The organism is Abiotrophia defectiva ATCC 49176 (assembly GCF_037041345.1).
GTDB lineage: Bacteria > Bacillota > Bacilli > Lactobacillales > Aerococcaceae > Abiotrophia.
Genome location: NZ_CP146287.1, coordinates 241417 through 262678, shown reverse-complemented (window position 1 = coordinate 262678; position 21262 = coordinate 241417). Strand labels below are relative to the sequence as shown.

Below are 21262 nucleotides of genomic sequence, written 5' to 3'. Positions count from 1 at the left end.
CAAAAAGGCACTGAGACTTAAATCTCAGTGCCTTTTTTCATTGGCTTAAATCGATTTAGTGACCCTTAGTGCGCAAACTTTGGCCCCCAAGAAGAAAAAATAGCCTAGCTTATAAGAATAAGCCAGGCTTAGCATTGAGGGTCAGTGGACTATATCTTTTTTGTAAATAAAGCGGATAGGCGGCCGCCCCAATCATGGCCGCATTGTCGCCACAGAGGGATAGAGGCGGAATCAGAACTTCAAGCTCAGGATAGCGACTGGCCAATTCCTCGCTGAGACGCTGACGCAGGCCAGAGTTAGCGGCCACACCCCCGGCTAGAATAAATTGCTTAACTGGATATTGCGCCAAAGCCTTGAGGGTCTTACCCACCAAGACATCGACAACCGCCTGCTGGAAGCTGGTGGCCAAATCAGCCGTCACCAGCTCCTGACCCCTTTGCTTGGCATTATGAACTAGGTTCATGACCGCGCTCTTCATACCACTAAAGCTGAAGTCCAAGTTATCTTCTTGCAGCATGGCCCGTGGTACCGGATAGGTGTCCTGACCCTGATGGGCCAAGGCGTCCATATGCTTACCGGCCGGATAAGGCAGGCCCAGCAGGCGCCCGACCTTATCATAGGCTTCGCCGACCGCATCATCCTGGGTCTCTCCCACGACTTGATAGCTTGCATGCTCAGGCATATAAACCAACTCGGTATGGCCGCCCGAAGCAATCAGGGCCAGCAGGGGAAAGGCTAGTGGCTGCCCGATTTGACTGGCATAGATATGGCCGGCCAAATGATTGACCGCAATCAAGGGCTTGTCGTGGACCAAGGCCAAGGTCTTGGCGGCCGTAATCCCGACTAGGAGGGCGCCGACTAGGCCAGGCCCCTGGGTGACCGCAATGGCATCAATGTCCTGCCAAGTGACGCCAGCTTGTTCTAAGGCCAGACGGGTGACCTGACTGATTTGTTCCACATGATGGCGGCTGGCTACCTCGGGCACCACCCCGCCAAAGCGGATATGGCTTTGGACCTGGGAAGCCACCACATTGGCTAAGATGGTCTGGCCGTCTTCGACAATGGCCACACTGGTCTCATCGCAAGACGATTCAAAGGCCATAATCCGAACTACTTGACTCATGAAGGCTCCCCCTCCTTTTCTGATCGACTTAGTAATTTTTGCATAATGACCGCGTCATCCACCGGATTTTGATAGTAACGTGGCCGGACGATTAAGGTTTCAAAGCCGGCCTGCTGGTAGAGGCCCAGGGCCGCTGCATTAGCCTGGCGCACTTCCAAGAAGACATGGCGGATGCCCCGATGGGTTAGTTGATTTAAGACGAAATCCAGGAGCTGGCGCCCCAAGCCCTGGCCCCGTAAGTCAGCTTGGATATAGACTAGGTTGAGGGTGGCTTCATCCAAGACATGGTGGAGGCCGACATAACCCAGCACCTGATCATGGTCTAGCAGCAGGTAATACTCGGTCTGGTCCAGTTGGAAGTCGTCCCGACTCTGAGCTTCATTCCAGTGCAAGGCCTGATTGCCTTCAATAATAACCTGACGGAAGGCCTCGGGTAGCTGGGCGCCGGTGAAGGGCACCACCTGATAATGTTTGCTGTCCATGCCGACACCTCCTATTGCTGACAGTCATAGACCATGAAGAGGGCATCCTCCTGCATGGTGTGGTAGTAGTTGGGCACTAGGCGTTCAATTTCAAAGCCTAGCCCCTGGTAAAGGGTTTGAGCGGCCTGGTTGGTCGCCCGAACCTCTAAGGTCACCCGCCGGCTGCCGATTTGGCTGACGCAACGACACCAGCGTTGCACCAGGCGACGGGCATAGCCCTGGCGCCGAAAGCGCGGGTGGATGAAGAGATGGCTGATGTGAGCGGTCTTTTGCTGGCAACGGCCAGAAATCAGGCCCTGAATATGGCCATCAATTTCCAGTACCCAGTAGATGGCGTAGAGATTATAACGGAAGTCGGTCCGGAAATCCTTAAGGGTCCAGGCCAGAAAACCGTCGTAGCAGAGTTCTTCCAAGGCCACTAGCTCAGGCAAGTCCTCTTCGACTAATTGCCGTAGATAGGCCCCCGCGCCCAAGGGTTGGGGCTGAAACTGGCTGATATCAAGAGCCGCATGACGCTTGGGTGGCGTCTGACTAGCATCCTGGGAATGGCGACCTAGTACCCGCTCCTGCCAGAACTCACGAATAATAGTGGATAAGTGCTGCATGGTCGACACTGGCGCCTCCTTCTTTGGCTAGCCATTCCTGTTCCGCCAGGGTCAAATGGCCATAGACAGGCTCCAAGAGGGCCGGCTCTACCACCCGCTCATGGGCGACTTGCTGGAACTTATCGGTATGAGGATAGGCGGTCCAACCTTCCACCGTCTTAAGGCTGACATCTGGCAAGGCCTGGCTAAAGACCTCAGCAAATGGCGCCAGATGCTGGCCAATCATCAGGACTTGGGTGCCAGCCTGCAAATGCTGGCGAGCTTCATTCGTCAGCCAAGTCTGCCAGTCGGCATGGCAATCCGCCGTCACTGCCACCAGCCCCTGGTCTGTCTGCTGATAGAGGGCCGTGTAGGCTGACAAGCGGCGGGCATCCATGAGGGGAATAATGTAGTCTCCTACTGCCACATTAGCTTGTGCTGCTAGCAGGGCCAGGGAAGACATCTGATAGAGGGCTAGACCCAGACTGTCGGCCCAGGTTTTAGCCAGAGTCACCCCAATACGCACGCCGGTATAAGAGCCGGGTCCTACCCCCACATAGAGGCTATCCACGGCTTGGCGGTCCACATTGCAATCCTCCAGCAACTGGGCCACAACAGGCACCAAACGCTCCCCATGCTGTTTGCCTGCCGCTAAGCTGGTATGCCCTAGCACCCGGTCCGCATCATCTATGACTGTCACTGACAGTGCCTCCGTCGCCGTATCTAATGCAAGCTTGGCCATGCCGCTCGCCTCCTTCTCTGATTTATCACCTATCTATTTTAACACAATGTGACCAGCAACTGAAGAGGCCAGAAGCTAGAAAACCAGCCTTTTGCCCTCTCTCGTCAAGCCATAAGAAAAAGCGTTGGAGCCCTCAGGCTACCAACGCTTTTTTTATCTACTCTATCAATAGACTGGCTTATTTTACTTGTGCTGCTAAGGCATCGTGAACGAATTGTACTTCGGTCCCGATAATGACTTGCACGTTCTTTTTGTTGAGGACACGCGTTGCAACAGCACCGGTAGATTTGATCTTAGCTTCGTCAACCTTGCTAGTGTCAGCTAGGGTTAAACGTAAGCGAGTAGCACAGTGGTCAGTTGCTTCAATGTTGTCCTTGCCACCTAAACCTTCAATTAATAAAGGAATGTTGAAGTCGCTAGCTTTAACGGTCATGTTAGCATCGCCTTCAGTGGACTCATCTTCTTCACGACCTGGAGTGGTGAAGTTGAATTTCTTGATTAAGAAGTCGAAGACAAAGAAGTAAACAACGAACATTACTAGACCTAAGACAATCAAGAGCCAAGGATTGTTAGCCATTGGCAAGCGGCTAGTTAAGATAAAGTCAATCAAACCAGCACTGAAGTTGAAACCTGCAGTAGCATGTAACAAGGCTGCAATTGTCAAGGATACCCCTGTTAAGACAGCGTGCACCAAGTAAAGAACAGGTGCTAGGAACATGAAGGCGAACTCAAGTGGTTCGGTAATCCCGGTTAAGAAGGAAGCCAAGACAGCCGCCACTAAGAGGGCTGATACAGCTTTTTTCTTGCTGTCTTTGGCATTGCGGTACATTGCCAAAGCAGCCCCTGGCAAACCAAACATCATGACTGGGAAGAAACCAGCTTGGTACATACCAGTTTGACCTAGAACCCCAGTGTTACCCCAGAAGTTCCCGATATCGTTAATCCCAGCTACGTCGAACCAGAAGACAGCGTTGAGGGCATGGTGTAAACCAACTGGAATCAAGAGACGGTTGAAGAAACCATAGATACCAGCACCGATTGCGCCCAAGCCAACAAATGACTTACCAAAGGCTACTAAAGCACTGAAGACTGCTGGCCATACGAAGAGCAAGACAAGGGCAGCAAGTGATGCTACAAGACCTGCCATGATTGGCGCAGAACGACGACCGCTGAAGAAACCTAGAGCGGTTGGTAATTTAACATCTTTGAAACGGTTGTACATTTCCCCACCGATGATCCCTGATAAGATCCCGATGAAGGCGTTAGTGCTCTTAGAGAAAGCCAAAGCCACTTCTTCTGGTTTTACCCCTTGTAATTGAGCCACAACATCCTTAGATAGGATGGTCGTGATAATTAAGAAGGCTACCAAACCACTGAGACCGGCTGCCCCGTTCTTATCTTTGGCTAAACCAACAGCCAAACCAACGGCGAATAAGAGTGGAATTTTGTCGATTAAGACTAAACCTGCTTGAATCAAGAAGACTGCTACTGGGTTGGTCCCGGTTTGGCCTGGAACACCTAAACCAGCAGGGCTAATCCAGTAACCAATCCCCATTAAAATGGAAGCCACTGGTAAGATGGCAACAGGTAGCATCAAAGAGCGACCCATTTTTTGTAAATATGACATCATTGTTTTTTCCTACTTTCTATCTTAATACTGATTGTCCCATACGGAAATAAGTATGCCGCTTCCCTCTAATTGCTAGCGACAAGGCCAGAATATTCTCTGGATCTGGCATGCGTCCATAGGAACCATCGCCAATGTGATGAATATCTGTACCCACGCGTTTGTTGGCTAGCGCAAATTCGCGAATGGTCCCACTATCGGCACTTTCCTGACTGGTGCCAATGGTTGAGATAACTAAGCCGCCCAAGTCCTTGACCTGATCGGCAATCCGCGCCACCTGGTCTTCTCTGACACCTGGCACGGTCCCCACACTTGGAATCAAGACGCCATCCGCACCTGCTGCCATATAGGCTAACAAATGCTCTTCAGAGACCACCTTCTCGCCGGTCCCGGCACTGTGCATCTTACCTGCAAAGACCAGTCCCTTGAAATGCTGCTTAGCTAGCCGCACCGTGGCTTCAATGGCCTGATGACTAACCCCTGTCGAAGGGTTACCCGTCAAGACCAAGAAATCAAATCCCTCTCGGTTAGCGGCTTGGAAGTTCTCTACTGTAGCACGTCGGCCCTCAGGTAGGTCAATCCAATCTTCTAGCGCTTCAGCACTTGGGTCAACCGGTTCTAAGTTCAACCCCATAGGTCTACCAGTTAATTCCTTGAGGTAGGCAATGGGCGCGTCCATGGCAGGCAAACTATGGATAAATTTGGTGGATAGATCATATTCATTCAATAATAGCATATCCGCACTAAATGCCCGCATCATCTCCGCATTGCTCACCCCTTCAATTAGCGGCGCCTTGGTGACCACTGTTTCCGCCAAGATAATACGGCCTTCACTGGCCTTAATGGCTTGTTTTAGTTCCGCGGCTGTCAAAGTTTTGACCTCACTGGCTGTACAAGACAACAAACGTTTATGAGCCATGCTTCTCCTCCTTTCCAAATATTTTTGAAACGTATTCTAGGATACGTCTTGCCTTCATTATAGTCCTGAAACCCCTTAATGTAAAGCCTTTCTCCCCTAAATACAGCATATCACTAATTGAGATAAATTTCAGCTTAATTTTGACTCCCCTTCCGATAGGCAACACTTGGGCGATAAAACTATAAGCTATCTAATCCGCACTATTGTGACACTTTTTTGTCTAGTCCAATTACAAAAATAAGGTTAGGACAAAATCCTAACCTTATGGGCTTATTGATTAAATTGGCTTTGATAGAGCTCGTAGTAGAAGCCCTTGGCTGCCAAGAGGCTGTCGTGATTGCCTTGTTCTATAATCTGGCCATCACGTAAGACCAAAATCTTATCGGCTTCCTGAATGGTCGACAGACGATGGGCAATAACGAAGCTGGTCCGCCCCTCCATCAAGCGACCCATGGCCTTCTGGATGAGGAGCTCCAGACGGGTATCCACTGACGAGGTGGCCTCGTCCAGAATCAGAATCTTAGGATCTGCCAGCAAGGCCCGGGCGATTGTCAGCAGTTGCTTCTGACCCAAGGAGATATTGCTGGATTCCTGGTTCATCTTCATATTGTAACCACCCGGTAAGGTCCGGATAAAGTGGTCCACGTTGGCTGCCTTAGCTGCTTCCACGATTTGTTCATCAGTAGCGTTTAAGTTACCGAAACGCAGATTGTCCTTAATGGTCCCTTCATAGAGCCAGGCATCCTGGAGGACCATACCAAACTGCTGGCGCAATTCCTGACGTGGCAAGTCCCGGATATCCAGGCCATCTACTAGAATAGCCCCCTGGGTCACATCATAGAAGCGCATAAGCAGGTTAATCAGAGTGGTCTTACCGGCACCTGTCGGCCCAACGATGGCAATCATTTGACCCGGCTCAACTTCTAGGTTGAAGTTACGAATCAGAGGCTTATCTTCCTGGTAGTGGAAGGCCACGTCCTGGAAGCTGACCCGCCCCGTTAGCGGCCCTGCCAAATGAGCCTTAGCACTCACCACTTCTTCGGGCGCATCCATCAATTCTAGAATCCGGTCCAGGGAAGACTTAGCTGACTGCAAGGCACCTGTCAGCTGGGTGATCGTTTGAATCGGTTGGTTGACCTGCCAGACATACTGGACGAAGGCTTGCAGGTTCCCGATAGTCAGCACCCCTTGCAAGACGGCCAAGCCCCCCAGCAGCGCTAGGAGCAAGTAGGTCATGTGGGAGATGAAGCCTACCAGCGGCATGACCATCGAAGACACCATGGTCGCCTTAAAGCCTACTTGTTGTAAATTATGGGTAATGTCATAAAATTCCTGGGCGGATTGTTCTTCCCGGCCATAAAGCTTGATGACATTGAAACCCGTTAGGTTCTCCTGGACAAAGCCATAGAGGCGACCTAAGGCGTCGGCCTGGCCCTTGAAATAAGGCTGAGATAGAACCAGGACCTTCTTAGCCACCCAATAAGACAGTGGCATAGAGATAATGACCACTAAGGCCAAGCTTGCGTTAAGCCAAATCATCATGGCTATCACCAAGCCAAGGGTGAAGACGGCATTGACAATTTGGAGCAGGCTCTGTTGCAAGGCATTAGAAACGGACTCCACATCACCGGTCATACGGCCCAAGAGGTCACCAAATTGATGTTGGTCCACATAGGAGACCGGCAGGCGGTTGAGCTTCTGATTCATGGCCTGACGCAGATCCCGAGTAGTCCCTTGGACGGCATTGGTGATGGCCACATTGGCTAGATAGGCAGACACTTGATAGGTCAAACCACGGAAGAAATAGATAACTAGAATCCAGCCAATATAGGCGTAATTGAGGCTAGCGCCCGGTAGCTTTTGCAGGATGGCCACACTACCCCGCGAGATTTCTGTCAGGGCCAAACCCCAAATGAAGGGTTCCAAGACGGAGGCAATGTCGCTCACAATGGTCAAGAGGATTGCCCAGAAATAAGACAAGCCATATGGCTTCATATAAGGCAGGAGGCGCTTGATACTAGATACTTTTTTATTCATCTTACATGGCCTCCTCATCTAGACTGGCTTGCTTAAGCTGAGAATTGGCGATATCACGGTAAATCTCGTTGCTAGCCATTAATTCTTGGTGAGTCCCGCGACCCACGATTTCGCCCTTGTTGAGGACGATGATTTGGTCAGCATTCATAATGGTCCCCACGCGTTGAGCCACAATCAAGACGGCGGCCTCCTGGGTCACTTCCTTGAGCCGCTTACGCAGTTGGGCGTCAGTCTTATAGTCCAGGGCCGAGAAGGAATCGTCGAAGATATAGATATCGGGACGCTTCACTACGGCACGGGCAATAGACAAGCGTTGCTTCTGACCCCCTGACAGGTTGCTGCCGCCCTCTTCTAGGAAGGCTTCATAGCGTTCAGACCGGCTATGAATAAATTCCCGCGCCTGGGAGATATCGCTAGCCTTCTCCAACTCACCTTCGCTGGCATTCCATTTACCATAACGCAAATTGTCGCCGATGGTCCCGGTAAAGAGCAGGGACTTCTGCGGAATAAAACCAATCTTCTGGCGTAGGGCCTTGAGGTTGTAGTCGCGGACATCGACGCCATCCACCAGGATTTTCCCCAGGGTGACATCATAGAAGCGTGGAATGAGCTGGACTAGCGATGACTTCCCGCTCCCGGTCGACCCGATAAAGGCCATGGTCTGGCCAGGCTTAACCTCAAAGCTAATATTATGAAGCACCGGACTCTCTGTCTCGCCTGGATAGGCAAAGGTCACATTCTCAAAGGTCAGATAACCCCGCGTTTCCGTCTCAGTCACTCCCTTGGGATTTGGATCAATGGAAATAGGTAGATCCATGACCTCCTGCAACCGGGCGGCCGATACGGCCGTCCGCGGATACATCATGAAGAGGTTGGCGAAGAGCATGAAGGAGAAGAGAGCATGGAAGGCATACTCCACAAAGGCTACCAGATTCCCCACTTGGAGTGAACCCTGAGCGATTGGCTCCAAGGCAAACCAAACAATGGCCACAATCATCCAAATCAAGATATGGACGAAGAGCGGGTTAGCCCAACCCATTAATTTGAAGAGACGGGACGAAGTCTCGGTATAGGATTGGTTTTGCTCATCGAAGCGTTCCTCTTGGAAATCCTCGCGCGCAAAGGCCCGGATAACCCGCAAACCGGATAGGTTCTCGCGGGCATACTGGTTAATCTTATCTAGCGTCTTCTGTTGTTGCTTAGACAGGGGCGTCGACTTTCTGGCCAAAAACCAGATGGAAATGGCTAGCGGTGGTACCGCCAATAAAATCAACCAAGCCAGGGACGGGCTGGTTACCAGAATCATGACCATGGAAGATGCTATCATAAAGGGGGTAATCATCCCCAGACGCAGACTTTGGTCGGCAAATTGCATGAGCGCGAAGGCATCCGAAGTTATCCGGGTTACCAAACTAGAAATCCCAATCTGCTCATATTCATGGTGGGAGAACTGCTGAATTTTGTCATAGAGATCATTACGCATCTCCCGAATCATCTCGGTAGTTAGCTTGCTGGCGGTGTAGGAGAGCAGGATTCGCCCTGCCACCCCGGCCAGAATCACTAGGAACATGATGACAGACCAGTAATAGAGACGGCTGACATCGTGAGGTAGGATGGCTTCGTCTACCATACGGGCTAGGATGGTCGGCAGGCCCAAGTTAACTAAGACAAAGAAAAAAGCCCCTAAGAAATCTAGAAACAAGAGCTTGGGTTGCTTGCGTAAATAACGCCAAATGTACTGCATATAGAACCTCCTTTTTGTTATTGATTGATTAAAATTCAAAAAATAGAGGCATCGACCGACCGGTCCTGCCTCCATTTATCTGCTTAATCCGCTTCTTATAAAGCCTTCTTAGCTTGTTCTACTAAAGCAGTGAATGCTGCTGCATCGTGAACTGCTAAGTCAGCCAACATTTTACGGTTCACTTCAACGCCAGCTTTCTTCAAGCCGTTCATTAAGACGCTGTAGCTGATCCCGTTCATACGAGCTGCCGCGTTGATACGGGTAATCCATAAACGACGGAAGTCACGTTTTTTCTGACGACGGTCACGGTAAGCATACATGTAAGATTTCATTACTTGTTGCTTAGCGGTCTTGAATAAGAGATGTTTGGCACCGTAGTAACCTTTAGCTAATTTTAATGTACGTTTACGACGTTGACGGGTAACGTATCCACCTTTAACACGTGGCATAGTAAATTCCTCCTTGGTTCTTCTCTAGTATTATAATTGCGAAATTTGTTGTTTAATACGTTTGTAGTCTGAATTAGATACTAAGTCAGCTTGACGTAATTGACGACGTTGTTTCTTAGTTTTACCATGGAAACGGTGGCTAGTGAAAGCGTGTGAACGTTTCAATTTACCTGAACCAGTCTTCTTAACGCGTTTTGCTAAACCGCGGTGTGTTTTTTGTTTTGGCATGGGAATTCCTCCTATAAAAAGATTAGTCTTGTTGCGCCGCTTGGGCTAATGGGGCTAGCACGATAAACATGCTGCGACCTTCCATTTTTGGTCGAGCTTCAACCGTTGACACATGGCTGGTGTCATCAATGAAGTCTTCCAATACGTCTTGACCCAATTCCTTGTGGGTGATGGCCCGCCCGCGGAAACGAATGCTGGCTTTGACCTTGTCACCATGTTCGAGGAACTTGATGGCCTGGCGTAATTTGGTTTGGTAATCATGGTCTTCGATACCAGGAGAAAGACGAACTTCTTTGACGGTTACGATCTTCTGATTCTTCCGTTGTTCCTTTTCCTTCTTCTGCATCTCATAACGGTATTTACCGTAGTCCATAATCCGAGCAACAGGTGGCTTGGCATTTGGTGAGACAAGTACTAGGTCAAGTCCGAAAGATTCTGCAATAGTGAGCGCATCATTAAGTGATTTGACTCCGATTTGTTCACCATTGTCTCCAATCACACGTAATTCACGTGCGCGGATATCTTCGTTAATGATCATTTCTTTAACGATGGTAGTCCACCTCCAGTTAGATTTCGAGCCTTACAAGAAAAAAACTAGCTTGTGTACACAAACTAGCCGCTACTTATCCCCGCACCAAGGCGCAAAGGAAACTCTCTATCGGCCAAGCACCTAAGGGGATTGGCGAGAAACGGCTGGTTTCTACTTGTTTTACTCAACTACGATAGTATAGCACAGCTTAGACCGGTATGCAAGGGGAAATTTTTTGTTTTTGCTGGTCGCCTAGGCAGCTAGTGGGGCGCGGGCGCTTGACTTTTCGTAGCTTTTGGCCAGGTTGCTGCCTTTTTCTGGGGAGCTAGTGGTCCACTCGACAAAGTGGACCACTGGCTCACGATTTTTCCTGGCTTTTGACTCATTTTCGGCTCTTTCTCGGGTAGCCAGTGGTCCACTCGACGGAGTGGACCACTGGCTCACAACTTTTCCTAGCTTTTGGCCCAGTTTCCGCACTTTTCCGGGCAGCTAGTGGTCCACTCGACGGAGTGGACCACTGACTCACGGCTTTTCCTGGCTTTTGGCCCGATTTCAGCACTTTCCCGGGCAGCCAGTGGTCCACTCGACGGAGTGGACCACTGGCTCACAACTTTTCCTAGCTTTTGACCCAGTTTCGACACTTCCTCGGGTAGCTAGTGGTCCACTTGGCCGAGTGGACCACTAGCTCACGCCACACTATATCTTGCGAAACTTTAGCCTAGATTTGTCTGTCAAAGTTGCCTTGTCTAGACCGGGCATTGGCACAGTTTAGACAAGCTGTTTTGGCTATGGAGCAAGCGCCAACCAAGTTAGTGCCCACACCTCAATGCCCAGACAAGAACACTATATATAGTTGTGGAACAAGTTTATAAACACTATATATAGTGTAAAGTCTATTGACTTCACACCTAGACTAGGGTAGCATAGGCTTTGAGGTGATAAGTATGAATCCACAAATTAGAGCGGCCCAAGATATTCAAGCTGCAGTTGACCGCCTGCACCAACAGGAGTCAAGTATTGTTAACGAGAATGCCAACAAAGACAGCCAAGTCTACAACACCCAACGAGACTTGACCGCCAGGCATCGTTGCTAAAGCCATCGGCATTGGCATGTTGCCGGAAGCAGTCGCCCTAGCCCATTTGAACGGCGACTTGCACTATCATGATTTAGACTACCATCCCTACCAGCCTATGACCAACTGCTGCCTGATTGATTTCAAGACTATGTTCAAGTTAGGTTTCAAGATTGGCAATGCAGAAGTCGATTCCCCTAAATCCATCCAGACTGCCACCGCCCAAATGGCGCAGATTATTGCCAACGTGGCGTCTAGCCAGTACGGGGGTTGCAGTGCCGACCGCATTGACGAGGTCCTGGCGCCTTATGCCCAGCTCAACTACGAGAAGCATCTCAAGCTGGCGGAAGATTGGATTCCCGACACCACCCAACACCATGACTTTGCTACGGCCCGGACTAAGAAAGACATCTATGACGCCATGCAAAGTCTGGAGTACGAGATCAACACCCTCTACACCTCTCAGGGCCAGACGCCCTTTACCACTTTGGGCTTCGGCCTGGGGACTTCCTGGATTGAACGCGAAATTCAGCGCGCCATCCTTAAGGTTCGTCTGGGCGGTATCGGCAAAGAGAAAAGAACGGCTATCTTCCCTAAGCTAGTCTTCTCCCTTAAGCGCGGCGTCAACCTAGCTCCCAAAGACCCCAACTATGATATCAAGGAGCTAGCCGTCCGTTGCGCCACCAAGCGCATGTATCCCGACGTCCTCATGTATGACAAGCTAGTCGAGCTGACCGGCAGCTTCAAGGCGCCTATGGGCTGTCGTTCCTTCCTGCAAGGTTGGTGGGACGAGCACGGTCAGGAAATCAACGCCGGCCGTATGAACCTGGGCGTGGTGACCCTTAACCTGCCCCGGATTGCCCTCGAGAGCCAAACTCTGGATGAGTTCTGGCAGCACTTAGAAGCCAAATTAGAGATCGCCCGTCAGGCCCTCTGCTACCGCATCGAGCGGGTCAAGGAGGCCAAACCTTACAATGCCCCAATCCTCTATCAACACGGGGCTTTCGGTCGCAAGTTGAGTCGCGACGGCAAGGTCGATGACCTCTTCCGCGACAAACGGGCCACCATCTCCCTGGGCTACATTGGCCTCTATGAAGTGGCCACCCGCTTCTTCGGTCCTGACTGGGAGACGGATCAAGAGGCCAAAGCCTTTACTATCGATATTGTCAAAAAGCTCTACCAACACACCCAAGACTGGGGCAATCAATACGGCTACCACTTCTCCGTCTACGCGACACCAAGTGAGAGCCTGACCGATCGCTTCTGTCGTCTGGATCTAGAGCGCTTTGGCTCGGTGCCCGATATCACTGATAAGGGCTACTATATGAATAGCTTCCACTACGATGTGCGCAAGAAGCCGACACCTTTTGAGAAAATTGATTTTGAAGCGGCCTATCCGCCTTATTCTTCAGGCGGCTTCATCCACTACTGCGAGTACCCTAATATGGTTCAAAATCCTAAGGCTCTGGAAGCCGTCTGGGACTTTGCCTATGATCGGGTCGGCTATCTGGGCACCAATACACCGATTGATAAATGTTTTGAGTGTGGCTACGAAGGGGACTTTAACCCGACCGAACGGGGCTTCGAGTGTCCTTATTGCAAGAACCGCAATCCCGAGACCTGCGACGTGGTCAAGCGGACCTGTGGTTACCTGGGCAACCCTCAGGCTAGACCCATGGTGGCTGGGCGTCACAAGGAAATTGTGGCCCGGCAGAAGCACTTGACCATCCGCATTAAGTCCTCCGACAAAGGCCAGGACCTAGCTGACGACAAGGAGGTCTAGCCATGGCCATTCCTGAGACGACTACCAAAGTGGCCGACTACAAGCCCTATAACTTCGTGGACGGCGAAGGCGTTCGTTGCAGCCTCTATGTCAGCGGCTGCCACTTCGCCTGCCCGGGTTGCTACAACAAGGTGGCCCAGAACTTCAACTACGGCACTCCCTACACGGAGGAACTCAAGGAAAGAATCCTGTCCGACCTGGGCGCCAGCTACTGTCAAGGTCTGACCCTATTGGGTGGCGAGCCCTTTCTCCATACGGCGGTCCTGATTGACCTCTGCCAGGAAGTCAGACGACGCTATGGCCACAGCAAAGATATCTGGTCCTGGACGGGCTACGACTGGGAGGAACTCATGCAGGAGACGCCGGACAAGTTGGAACTCCTGTCCTATGTCGATATTCTGGTCGACGGCCGATTCATTCAAGAACAGTTAGACCTAACCCTGCAATTCCGGGGTAGCCGCAACCAGCGCATCATCGACGTCCCCAAGTCCCTGGCGACCGACCAAGTCGTCATCTGGGACAAGTTAGTCCGCTAAACACTAGACGATTTTTTGAAAGCACCCCATAAGTTGGATTTTGATTGTCCAACTTATGGGGTGCTTTTCATTTGATTGACTGTTTCTCAAGTCCTTATCTTCCATTATAGAAACTGGGATTTTTTAACCCTTAATATTATAGTTTAATGCAGAGTGTAGCGATGTAGTCATTTCCATAATGTGATAATCTATTTCTTTTATCACATGATTCATAAAAATCGATCATAGCGAGACCATTTTTAAGTTGTCCTCTAATCTGACTTTCTAAGGTATGGCTAAATTCATAGCCATACTCTGGATCTATGGTTATTTTGCCTTCCGCTTCAAGCTCTTTTGAATTAAAAGGTAGTGCAAACTTCAAAAGTAATTCCTCATCGGGTTTATCCCATACAACGTCCGCATCATACATGTAGATCCAAGGATTCATAAATCCGACCATTAAGAGTCCACCTTTTTTCAATACTCGAGCGGCTTCTTTGTACATATTTTCTAAATCTTCTATATAGACATTTGAAACCGGATTAAAAATAATATCAAAAGTTTCATCTTCAAACGGAAATGGTTTGGTCATATCGCCTTGAAGCGTCTTGATTTCTAAGCCTTCTCTTTTAGCAACCATCTCGTCTCTTTCTAATTGTGATTTAGAAAAATCCATGATGGTGACATCATACCCTTTTACAGCAAAAACTGGCCCCTGCTGGCCACCACCACAAGCTAAACCTAATATCTTTTTCCCCTTGGCTTTTTCAAACCATTCTGTCGGAACTTTTTTCCCAACAGTTAAGGCAACAGAAATTGGATGCTTTCTAGCTTCTTCTAATTCTTCATGTGTCAATGGCTCAGTATAGGCATTTTTTACCTTATTCCATCGATCTTCATTTAATTTTATATAATTGTTCATCTTATGATCTCCTCGTTATTTTGTGCTATTTCGACTTAAGCATTAGATCCTTTTCCCCTGTCTATAGATCACTCATGTTCAGTTCATATTAGGCAACCCAGGCCAGTAGTCCATCGCTTTTTTAATTATCTTATCGGTGTTGGGCGTTAAGCCAGTGGAAGACATCTTGATAGGGCTGGCCGACCACTTGGACCTGGGCTCTGCCACCACCGCTGGCATTATCGGCCTCAAAACCACTCAAGCCTGGGCTTTGGCGAATGACTTCCGGGTCTTGCACGCCCTGGACCTGCTGATTGAAGAAGGGAATCCAGGAGAAGTGGCCGGAATAGCGCATCTTAGGCAAGTCTTGACCTTGCACCGATTGGAAGAGGGACAGCCAGATATTCTGCCCACCCGCATCGACTAGGTCCTTGTAAATCGGCAAGACATAGGCATTGGCTGGCACGGTCGGGTCATCCAGACTATGGACAAACCAAATGGCTTGATCCTTGAGGGCAGCCACCTTGTCCTGGTCGAACCATACTCGCTGAGTTGGCACATAGGTTTGAATACTGCCTCGTTTCTTAGGGTCTTTGATCAGATAGTGACCGTTGTCCAGGCGCTGGAATTCATAGTAGGAATAGGCCGTAGCCTGGGGTACCAAGCCGGCAAAGTAGTCCGGATAGTGCAGGGCCATGTTGAGGGTCATATAGCCCCCGTTGGAGCAGCCCATGAGATGCACCCGATGCGGGTCAATCTGTGGATGGCTGGTCACGTAGTCGTCAATGACCTGCATGAGGGACTCGGTATAGCGGGAATGGCCCGCCCCCGGCCCATTCAACCCGTCTCCCTCGTCCATCCAGTAGGTCGGTGTTTGCACAGCCAGGACGAAGGCGCCCTTAAGCTCGGGCTGGTCGGTGGCCGTAAAAATCTCTTGAACTTGCGGCCGACTAAGGGCGGTCACCTCATTGCCTAGCAGGGCAATGCGAGGATCCTCGCCCCCTTCGGCTTGGCCATGCAACCAAATCAAAAGCGGAAACTTGGCCTGGGTCTGATCCTTGGCAGCCGCCGGCTCAAAGGCTCCATAGTGTAAGGTCTGGCTCTCCTCTTGGCCAGTCAGGGGATTGGTCACCCCGTCTACATGGACTTGCTCAAATTGATAGCCGGCCAAGTCCGGCAGCTCCAGATGGGGCAGGGCGTCATAGTCTGCCAAGTGAACCTGGGCCGACTTGCCCTCTTGGGTCGTCACCTGCACTGGCCCCACCGCGATGAGATAGCTAGCTTGCCATTGACTAATCAACCGTTCCTGGTTGTAGCCAAAGAGACTACCTAAATTCCAAGAGTCCACCACCAAGTCCAAGGCCAGCCATTGACTGGCTTGACCCTCTGGCAAGGCCTGGCCCTGCTCATCAGCTAGATAGAGGGCACTCACTTGGCGTCCTTTACCTTGGGTGGTGACCTCTAGCTGTTCACCTCTGGCCACTGCCGTCACGGGTTGACTGACTTGAAGGACAATTTTGTTAACGGCCGGGCCAAACTCATAGCCCTGAGCCTGAATCTTGGCTTGGACCACCTGCACCTGGTCCGAATCTACCTGGGCTCGCGCCGCTTGGCTAGTCCACCAGCCCCTAATGACTAATAAGGCACCCAGGCAACCCGCTAGCAAGGACCACCAGTATTTGGCTTTCTTCATGACGACAACCTCCCTTTTGACTCCTATTCTAGCAGAAAAGTCCGACCCACGCAAAATCCCCCTTACCAGCCAGTAAGGGGGATTTGATTCTTGATTTAGTCTACTTTGGCTGCCAATTGTAAGGCCAGGCCGATGACATGGTGCATGTCATAGTAGCGGTAATGGCCCAAACGGCCGGCGAAGGTCACCTGTGGCAGGGACTTAGCCAAGTCAGTATAGGCCTGATAGAGCTTGGTGTTGCGCTCATCGTTAATTGGGTAGTAAGGCTCATCCCCGCGTGCCCAGTTAGCTGGATATTCACGCGTTACCACGGTTTGTGGCTGGGTGCCATACTCGAAGTGTTTGTGTTCAATAATTCGGGTATAAGGCGTCTCGCGGTCGGTATAGTTAACCACCGCATTACCCTGATAGTTGGCCTGGTCCAAGACCTCGGTCTCGAAGCGCAAGCTACGGTATTCCAATTCACCCAACTCATAGTCGAAGAACTGGTCGATCATACCCGTGTAGAAAACTTTAGGAAAGGCCGCCAAATAGTGGTCCTTATCCGCGAAGAAGTCTGTCTCTAGGCGCACTTCAATGTTAGGATGATCCAACATCTTCTCCACAATCTGGGTGTAGCCCCCGATTGGGATACCTTGGTAACGGTCATTGAAGTAGTTGTTGTCATAGGTCATGCGGACTGGCAAGCGGCGAATGATGAAGGCTGGCAATTCAGTGGCTGCCTTGCCCCATTGCTTCTCGGTATAGCCCTTAATCAGTTTCTCGTAGATATCGCGCCCTACTAAGGACAGAGCTTGCTCTTCCAAGTTGCTTGGTGTCTTGCCTGCCACTTCAGCCCGCTGTTCTTCAATTTTGGCGGCCGCTTCTTCCGGTGTCACCACACCCCAGAGCTTGTTGAAGGTGTTCATATTGAAGGGCAGGTTGTAGATTTCCCCGTGATAATTGGCGATTGGCGTATTGATATACTGGTTGAATTCCGCAAATTGGTTGGCGTAATCCCAAACGGCCTTGTCATTAGTATGGAAAATGTGGGCGCCAAATTTGTGGACTTGAATGCCCGCGATTTCTTCCGTATAGATATTTCCCGCCACGTGGTCGCGCTTCTCAATAACCAGGACGCGCTTGCCTTTCTTGGCAATTTCATGGGCAAAGGTAGCGCCAAAGAGGCCGGCACCTACCACTAGATAATCATATGTTTGTGTCATAAGTCTCTCCTTTTCTCCTTGAAAGCGGGCCTATTGGCCTAGTACTTGCTTGATTTGAGCTTGACGCTCAGCCAAGCTAGCCTCATCCACTTGCATCATATAGAGCTCAGCGCCCGGCATAGCATAAGATGGTAGGCCAGTTGAACCGTGGCCAGTCAGGGCGACTGAGGTAACCGTGTAAGCTTGACCGCTCTCAAGTTGCTCGTTGACCAGTTCCATGACCTTAGCCAGTGGCAGATTGGTTTGCACCGACTGGCTCATGCGGTCCATGACTTCTTGGGCTTGGAGCAAGGTCTGGCGACTGCCTAATTTCTTAATCAGCGCGGTAATAACCTTCTCATGGTTCTTGCCGCGGTCATTATCCCCACCTGACAGGGAGTAGCGTTCACGCACGAAGCCTAGGGCTTGGTCGGCATTAAGGTGGAGTTCCCCGACAGGGAAATCATATTTGCCGTAGAGGGAGGTAAAGGCTTGGTCGTTGTAAACGTCAATGCCCCCCACCGTATCAATGATATTGAGGAAGGAGGTGAAGTTGAGGCGGACATAATAGTCGATTGGCGTGTCATAGAGACGGGCCAAGGTATGCATGGAAGCCTCCACGCCATAGATCCCCGCGTGAGTCAACTTGTCCTTCTGGTCTGCCCCGCCATCCGCGATGGGTACATAGGCGTCACGCGGTGTGGTGGTCAGAAGAATCTGATGGGTCTTAGGGTTGATAGTGGCGATAACGTTGACGTCTGACCGGGAGACGGAGCTGACTGGCCCGAAGGTATCAATCCCTGAAATGTAGAGGTTGAAAGGCTGGTTCTCAGCTGGTGTCTGGCTGGTCTGCTGGGTTTCCGTCGCTGGCTTAGCCGGCTCTTCGGCTACTTCGGTCACATGATTGTACTGATAGAGCTTCTTGATCTTGCTGCTGAAGTCGCTAGCCATGCCTTCTAAGAGGGACTCATAGCCTGAGTTGAGGACCATGGCTTGAGCCTTGCCGTCCAGGAGTTGTTGGTAGGCCGCTAGGTAAGATGGCACTTCCTCAACGGTCACCGTTACCTGGCGTTTGGCCTTGAGGTCATCGACTAAGGCTTGGACATTGTCGCGATCTTGGCCCAGCGGCGCTAGGACCACTTTGCCATCTAAGGCCGACACATCTGCCACGCCGCCCTCTGCTAGGGTAGCCAGGCTCATGGTCAGTTCCTGCTTCTGGGTATTGGTATTGAGTTTGTTGAAGAAATTGACGGTAGCATTCATTTGGTAGGCGCCGTAGCTAGCCCCCAAAATGACGATCGTGGCTAGGACCAGGGTGGTCTTGCCTAGGCGCTTGAGGCCGTTGAGCAGAATTAGGAGCAGTAAGACCGCGCCCAAGCCGCCCAAGACCCAGAGATGGTAGCCACGCCCGGCCAGAATCTTGTAGGTTAAGAGGAAATAGGCAACCAGGCCGCTAGCTACCGCTGCCAAAATAATAAAGAGCCAGTTAATCCGCCAGAGCACTGACTTAGTCCGCCCATGACTAGGGCGGGAGTGACCGTGACGCCGGCCCTTTGAGTGATGTGATGCTGTCATTGTTAAGTTCCTTCCATAAATTGGATATCATTTCGTCGTTACTTTTTGCACTAAAAGTTATTATAGCAAAGATTCCGCCCCGGCAAAAGCCCCTAAAAGGCTTTTTTTCTAGCTAGTAGCCCAGGTTTTTGGCCTTTCCAGCCTAGCTAGTGGTCCACTCGAAAAAGTCGGCCACTGGCTCTCGACTTTTACCCCGTATCCCGCCATTTTCCGGCCTTGCCAACCCAGCTAGTGGTCCACTCGACGGAGTGGTCCACTAGCTCATGGCTTGCTCCCCGGCTTCAGGCCTTTTTCCATGCTTTCTAGTCGAGCTAGTGGCCCACTCTCCAAAGTGGACCACTGGCTCACTGCTTTTCCCACGGTTTCGCCCTTTTTCCATGCTTTCCAGCCCAGCTAGTGGTCCACTCGACGGAGTGGACCACTAGCTCGCGGCTTTCTCCCTGTTTCCCGCCCTTTTCCCAGCTTTCCAGCCCAGCTAGTGGTCCACTCGGCGGAGTGGACCACTAGCTCACGGCTTGGACCTCGTTTTCCGCCTTTTTCCAGCCCCCCACATAGCCAATGGCCCACTCAAAGGAGTGGGCCATTGGCGCAAACTATATTAGCGATGAATATCGGTATCTTCCTGGGTCCATTGGGTTTCTAGGTGGCTAACGTAGCGGAAGTCTTTGGTATAGAGCTGCATGCGCTGGCGAATAATCTCGTACCAGTCGGCGCCCTCGGTGACCGCGTAGCGATTGTAGTCAGCCATAGGCACCGTTTCGTAGAACTCGGCATTTTCGGCGCCCGTAATATAGATTGGCATGAACTTCGGATCGGTGACGGTCACTTGTCCGTCCTCGCCGCGTTTGAACGTCACCTCGGTGATGCCCCCTTGCTTATTAGCCGGGTAAATTTGGCCCGACATGAAGCTAGCCTGGGAGTAGATGGCAAAGGTCTGCTTGCCGTTAAACCACTGCATAGGTTGCAAGACATGCGGGTGGCCGCCCAAAATCAATTTGACGCCAGCATCGCTCAGGGCTTGGAAGACTTGCTCCTGAGTTGGATCTGGAGTAGTGTCATATTCCTGACCTAGCTGCAAAGTCACCACCACAGCATCGACCTTGTCTTTGAGGGCCTTGACATCTTCTACCATCTGAGGCAGGTCTACCAGGTTAATCAAATAGGGCTGGTCTTCTGGCACGGGGACGCCGTTGGTACCGTAGGAATAGGTCAAAATCCCTATCTTAATGCCATTCTTCTCGATAATGCGCGGGGTATCGTGATCTTCCTGGCTCTCAAAACTCCCTACATAAGGCATCTGTGCCTCTTTGAGGTTAGCAATAGAGGCTAGCGCCCCACGCGCCGAATAGTCCAAGGTATGGTTGGTCCCGTTGGTCACCATGTCCACACCGATAGCCTGAAGGGCCTTAATAATCTGCTTAGGCGCATTGAAGGAAGGGTAACCAGTCACCGGATACTGAGGGTTGGCCACAATAACTTCCATATTAGCCAAAGTCACGTCGGCATAGGACATATAAGGGGCAATCTGCGCCAACATTGGATAGAAATCATAGGCGCCCCCTGGATTTTCCCAGCTGATGCCGTCCTTGTGGAGCCGATCGACCGCTGATTTGTAGAAAGGATTCTTGACGCTGGCCATTTCGCTGACAAATTCATGCAACAAGACATCACCTACTGAGCGTAGCTTGAGCTCTCCTTCCTTGCCTTCAAAAGGCGTCTCCTGATCCTTAGCCTTGAGGCCTACTAGGGGTTCTGCCAAGACCAAGGGCTGGGGCTCGCTGCTAGAGCTCTCACTCACCACTGACTCAGACTCTAGCGTCTGCAAATGATCGTGGGGCTGGCCAGCCAGGAGGCCAATCATGGCGAATCCAGCCACTAGAAAGAGAACAAAGGCAAGTGCAATAAGCTGCGGACGATACTTACTTAAAAACTCTGATTTCATAAACAAGACCCCTTTGTAGGAAGATAAGCGATATAATTACAGAAATAAGACATTTATATTACATATTTTACATCCGCCCGGTCAACCCCGTCAAGCTATTCCCCTAAAAATATTAGAAAATTTACTTGAATT

At 50.8% G+C, this 21262-nt stretch carries 17 protein-coding genes and 1 pseudogene; 2 read left to right on the top strand and 16 right to left on the bottom strand.

Annotation, left to right across the window (positions count from 1 at the left end; translation table 11 throughout):
• Positions 1–109: 109 nt before the first annotated feature.
• From tsaD to infC, 11 genes are all read right to left on the bottom strand, one after another.
• Positions 110–1123, bottom strand: coding sequence for a tRNA (adenosine(37)-N6)-threonylcarbamoyltransferase complex transferase subunit TsaD (gene tsaD, locus V7R82_RS01190; RefSeq protein ID WP_338542943.1), 1014 nt, complete (start codon positions 1121–1123; stop codon positions 110–112).
• Entirely contained in the window at positions 1120–1605 is a 486-nt protein-coding gene (gene rimI / locus V7R82_RS01185) for a ribosomal protein S18-alanine N-acetyltransferase (protein ID WP_338542942.1), read from the bottom strand. The genes tsaD and rimI (V7R82_RS01185) overlap by 4 nt, the downstream gene beginning before the upstream one ends.
• An 11-nt stretch (positions 1606–1616) precedes the next feature.
• Positions 1617–2210, bottom strand: coding sequence for a ribosomal protein S18-alanine N-acetyltransferase (gene rimI, locus V7R82_RS01180; RefSeq protein ID WP_338543720.1), 594 nt, complete (start codon positions 2208–2210; stop codon positions 1617–1619).
• Positions 2182–2931, bottom strand: coding sequence for a tRNA (adenosine(37)-N6)-threonylcarbamoyltransferase complex dimerization subunit type 1 TsaB (tsaB, locus tag V7R82_RS01175; RefSeq protein WP_338542940.1), 750 nt, complete (start codon positions 2929–2931; stop codon positions 2182–2184). Before tsaB ends, rimI (V7R82_RS01180) begins: the two co-directional genes overlap by 29 nt.
• Positions 2932–3109: 178 nt before the next feature.
• A complete protein-coding gene (gene nagE, locus V7R82_RS01170) occupies positions 3110–4558 on the bottom strand; it encodes an N-acetylglucosamine-specific PTS transporter subunit IIBC (RefSeq protein ID WP_338542939.1) in 1449 nt (482 codons plus the stop codon).
• Positions 4559–4577: 19 nt separating this feature from the next.
• Positions 4578–5477, bottom strand: coding sequence for a haloacid dehalogenase-like hydrolase (locus tag V7R82_RS01165; RefSeq protein ID WP_338542937.1), 900 nt, complete (start codon positions 5475–5477; stop codon positions 4578–4580).
• 270 nt (positions 5478–5747) lie between these two features.
• Complete coding sequence (locus tag V7R82_RS01160) at positions 5748–7514, bottom strand: ABC transporter ATP-binding protein (RefSeq protein ID WP_338542935.1); 1767 nt, start codon at positions 7512–7514, stop codon at positions 5748–5750.
• A gap of 1 nt (position 7515) precedes the next feature.
• Positions 7516–9258, bottom strand: a complete 1743-nt coding sequence (locus tag V7R82_RS01155; RefSeq protein WP_338542933.1) for an ABC transporter ATP-binding protein — start codon at positions 9256–9258, stop codon at positions 7516–7518.
• A 95-nt stretch (positions 9259–9353) separates the two neighbouring features.
• Positions 9354–9707, bottom strand: coding sequence for a 50S ribosomal protein L20 (gene rplT, locus V7R82_RS01150; protein ID WP_023392342.1), 354 nt, complete (start codon positions 9705–9707; stop codon positions 9354–9356).
• Positions 9708–9737: 30 nt separating this feature from the next.
• A complete protein-coding gene (gene rpmI / locus V7R82_RS01145; RefSeq protein ID WP_023392343.1) occupies positions 9738–9935 on the bottom strand; it encodes a 50S ribosomal protein L35 in 198 nt (65 codons plus the stop codon).
• A gap of 22 nt (positions 9936–9957) precedes the next feature.
• The gene (gene infC, locus V7R82_RS01140) at positions 9958–10473 is read right to left on the bottom strand and encodes a translation initiation factor IF-3 (protein WP_023392344.1); all 516 of its coding nucleotides are present in this window, start codon (positions 10471–10473) and stop codon (positions 9958–9960) included.
• Positions 10474–11477: 1004 nt separating this feature from the next.
• Here infC and nrdD point away from each other — a divergent pair.
• Positions 11478–13320, top strand: a pseudogene (gene nrdD, locus V7R82_RS01135) (anaerobic ribonucleoside-triphosphate reductase); the annotation flags it as partial.
• A 2-nt stretch (positions 13321–13322) separates the two neighbouring features.
• Positions 13323–13856 carry an anaerobic ribonucleoside-triphosphate reductase activating protein gene (gene nrdG, locus V7R82_RS01130; protein WP_314211557.1) on the top strand — a complete coding sequence of 178 codons (534 nt, stop codon included), beginning with the start codon at positions 13323–13325 and terminating at the stop codon, positions 13854–13856.
• Between the two features lie 136 nt (positions 13857–13992).
• On the opposite strand, the gene V7R82_RS01125 is transcribed toward nrdG, so the two are convergent.
• From V7R82_RS01125 to V7R82_RS01105, 5 genes are all read right to left on the bottom strand, one after another.
• The gene (locus tag V7R82_RS01125) at positions 13993–14757 is read right to left on the bottom strand and encodes a class I SAM-dependent methyltransferase (protein ID WP_338542930.1); all 765 of its coding nucleotides are present in this window, start codon (positions 14755–14757) and stop codon (positions 13993–13995) included.
• 130 nt (positions 14758–14887) lie between these two features.
• Complete coding sequence (locus V7R82_RS01120) at positions 14888–16429, bottom strand: prolyl oligopeptidase family serine peptidase (RefSeq protein ID WP_338542929.1); 1542 nt, start codon at positions 16427–16429, stop codon at positions 14888–14890.
• Positions 16430–16524: 95 nt separating this feature from the next.
• Positions 16525–17634: a UDP-galactopyranose mutase gene (gene glf, locus V7R82_RS01115; protein ID WP_338542927.1), complete on the bottom strand. Its 1110-nt coding sequence runs from the start codon at positions 17632–17634 to the stop codon at positions 16525–16527.
• Positions 17635–17664: 30 nt separating this feature from the next.
• The gene (locus V7R82_RS01110; protein WP_338542925.1) at positions 17665–19188 is read right to left on the bottom strand and encodes an LCP family protein; all 1524 of its coding nucleotides are present in this window, start codon (positions 19186–19188) and stop codon (positions 17665–17667) included.
• Between the two features lie 598 nt (positions 19189–19786).
• Complete coding sequence (locus tag V7R82_RS01105; RefSeq protein WP_338542923.1) at positions 19787–21130, bottom strand: CapA family protein; 1344 nt, start codon at positions 21128–21130, stop codon at positions 19787–19789.
• Positions 21131–21262: the final 132 nt, after the last annotated feature.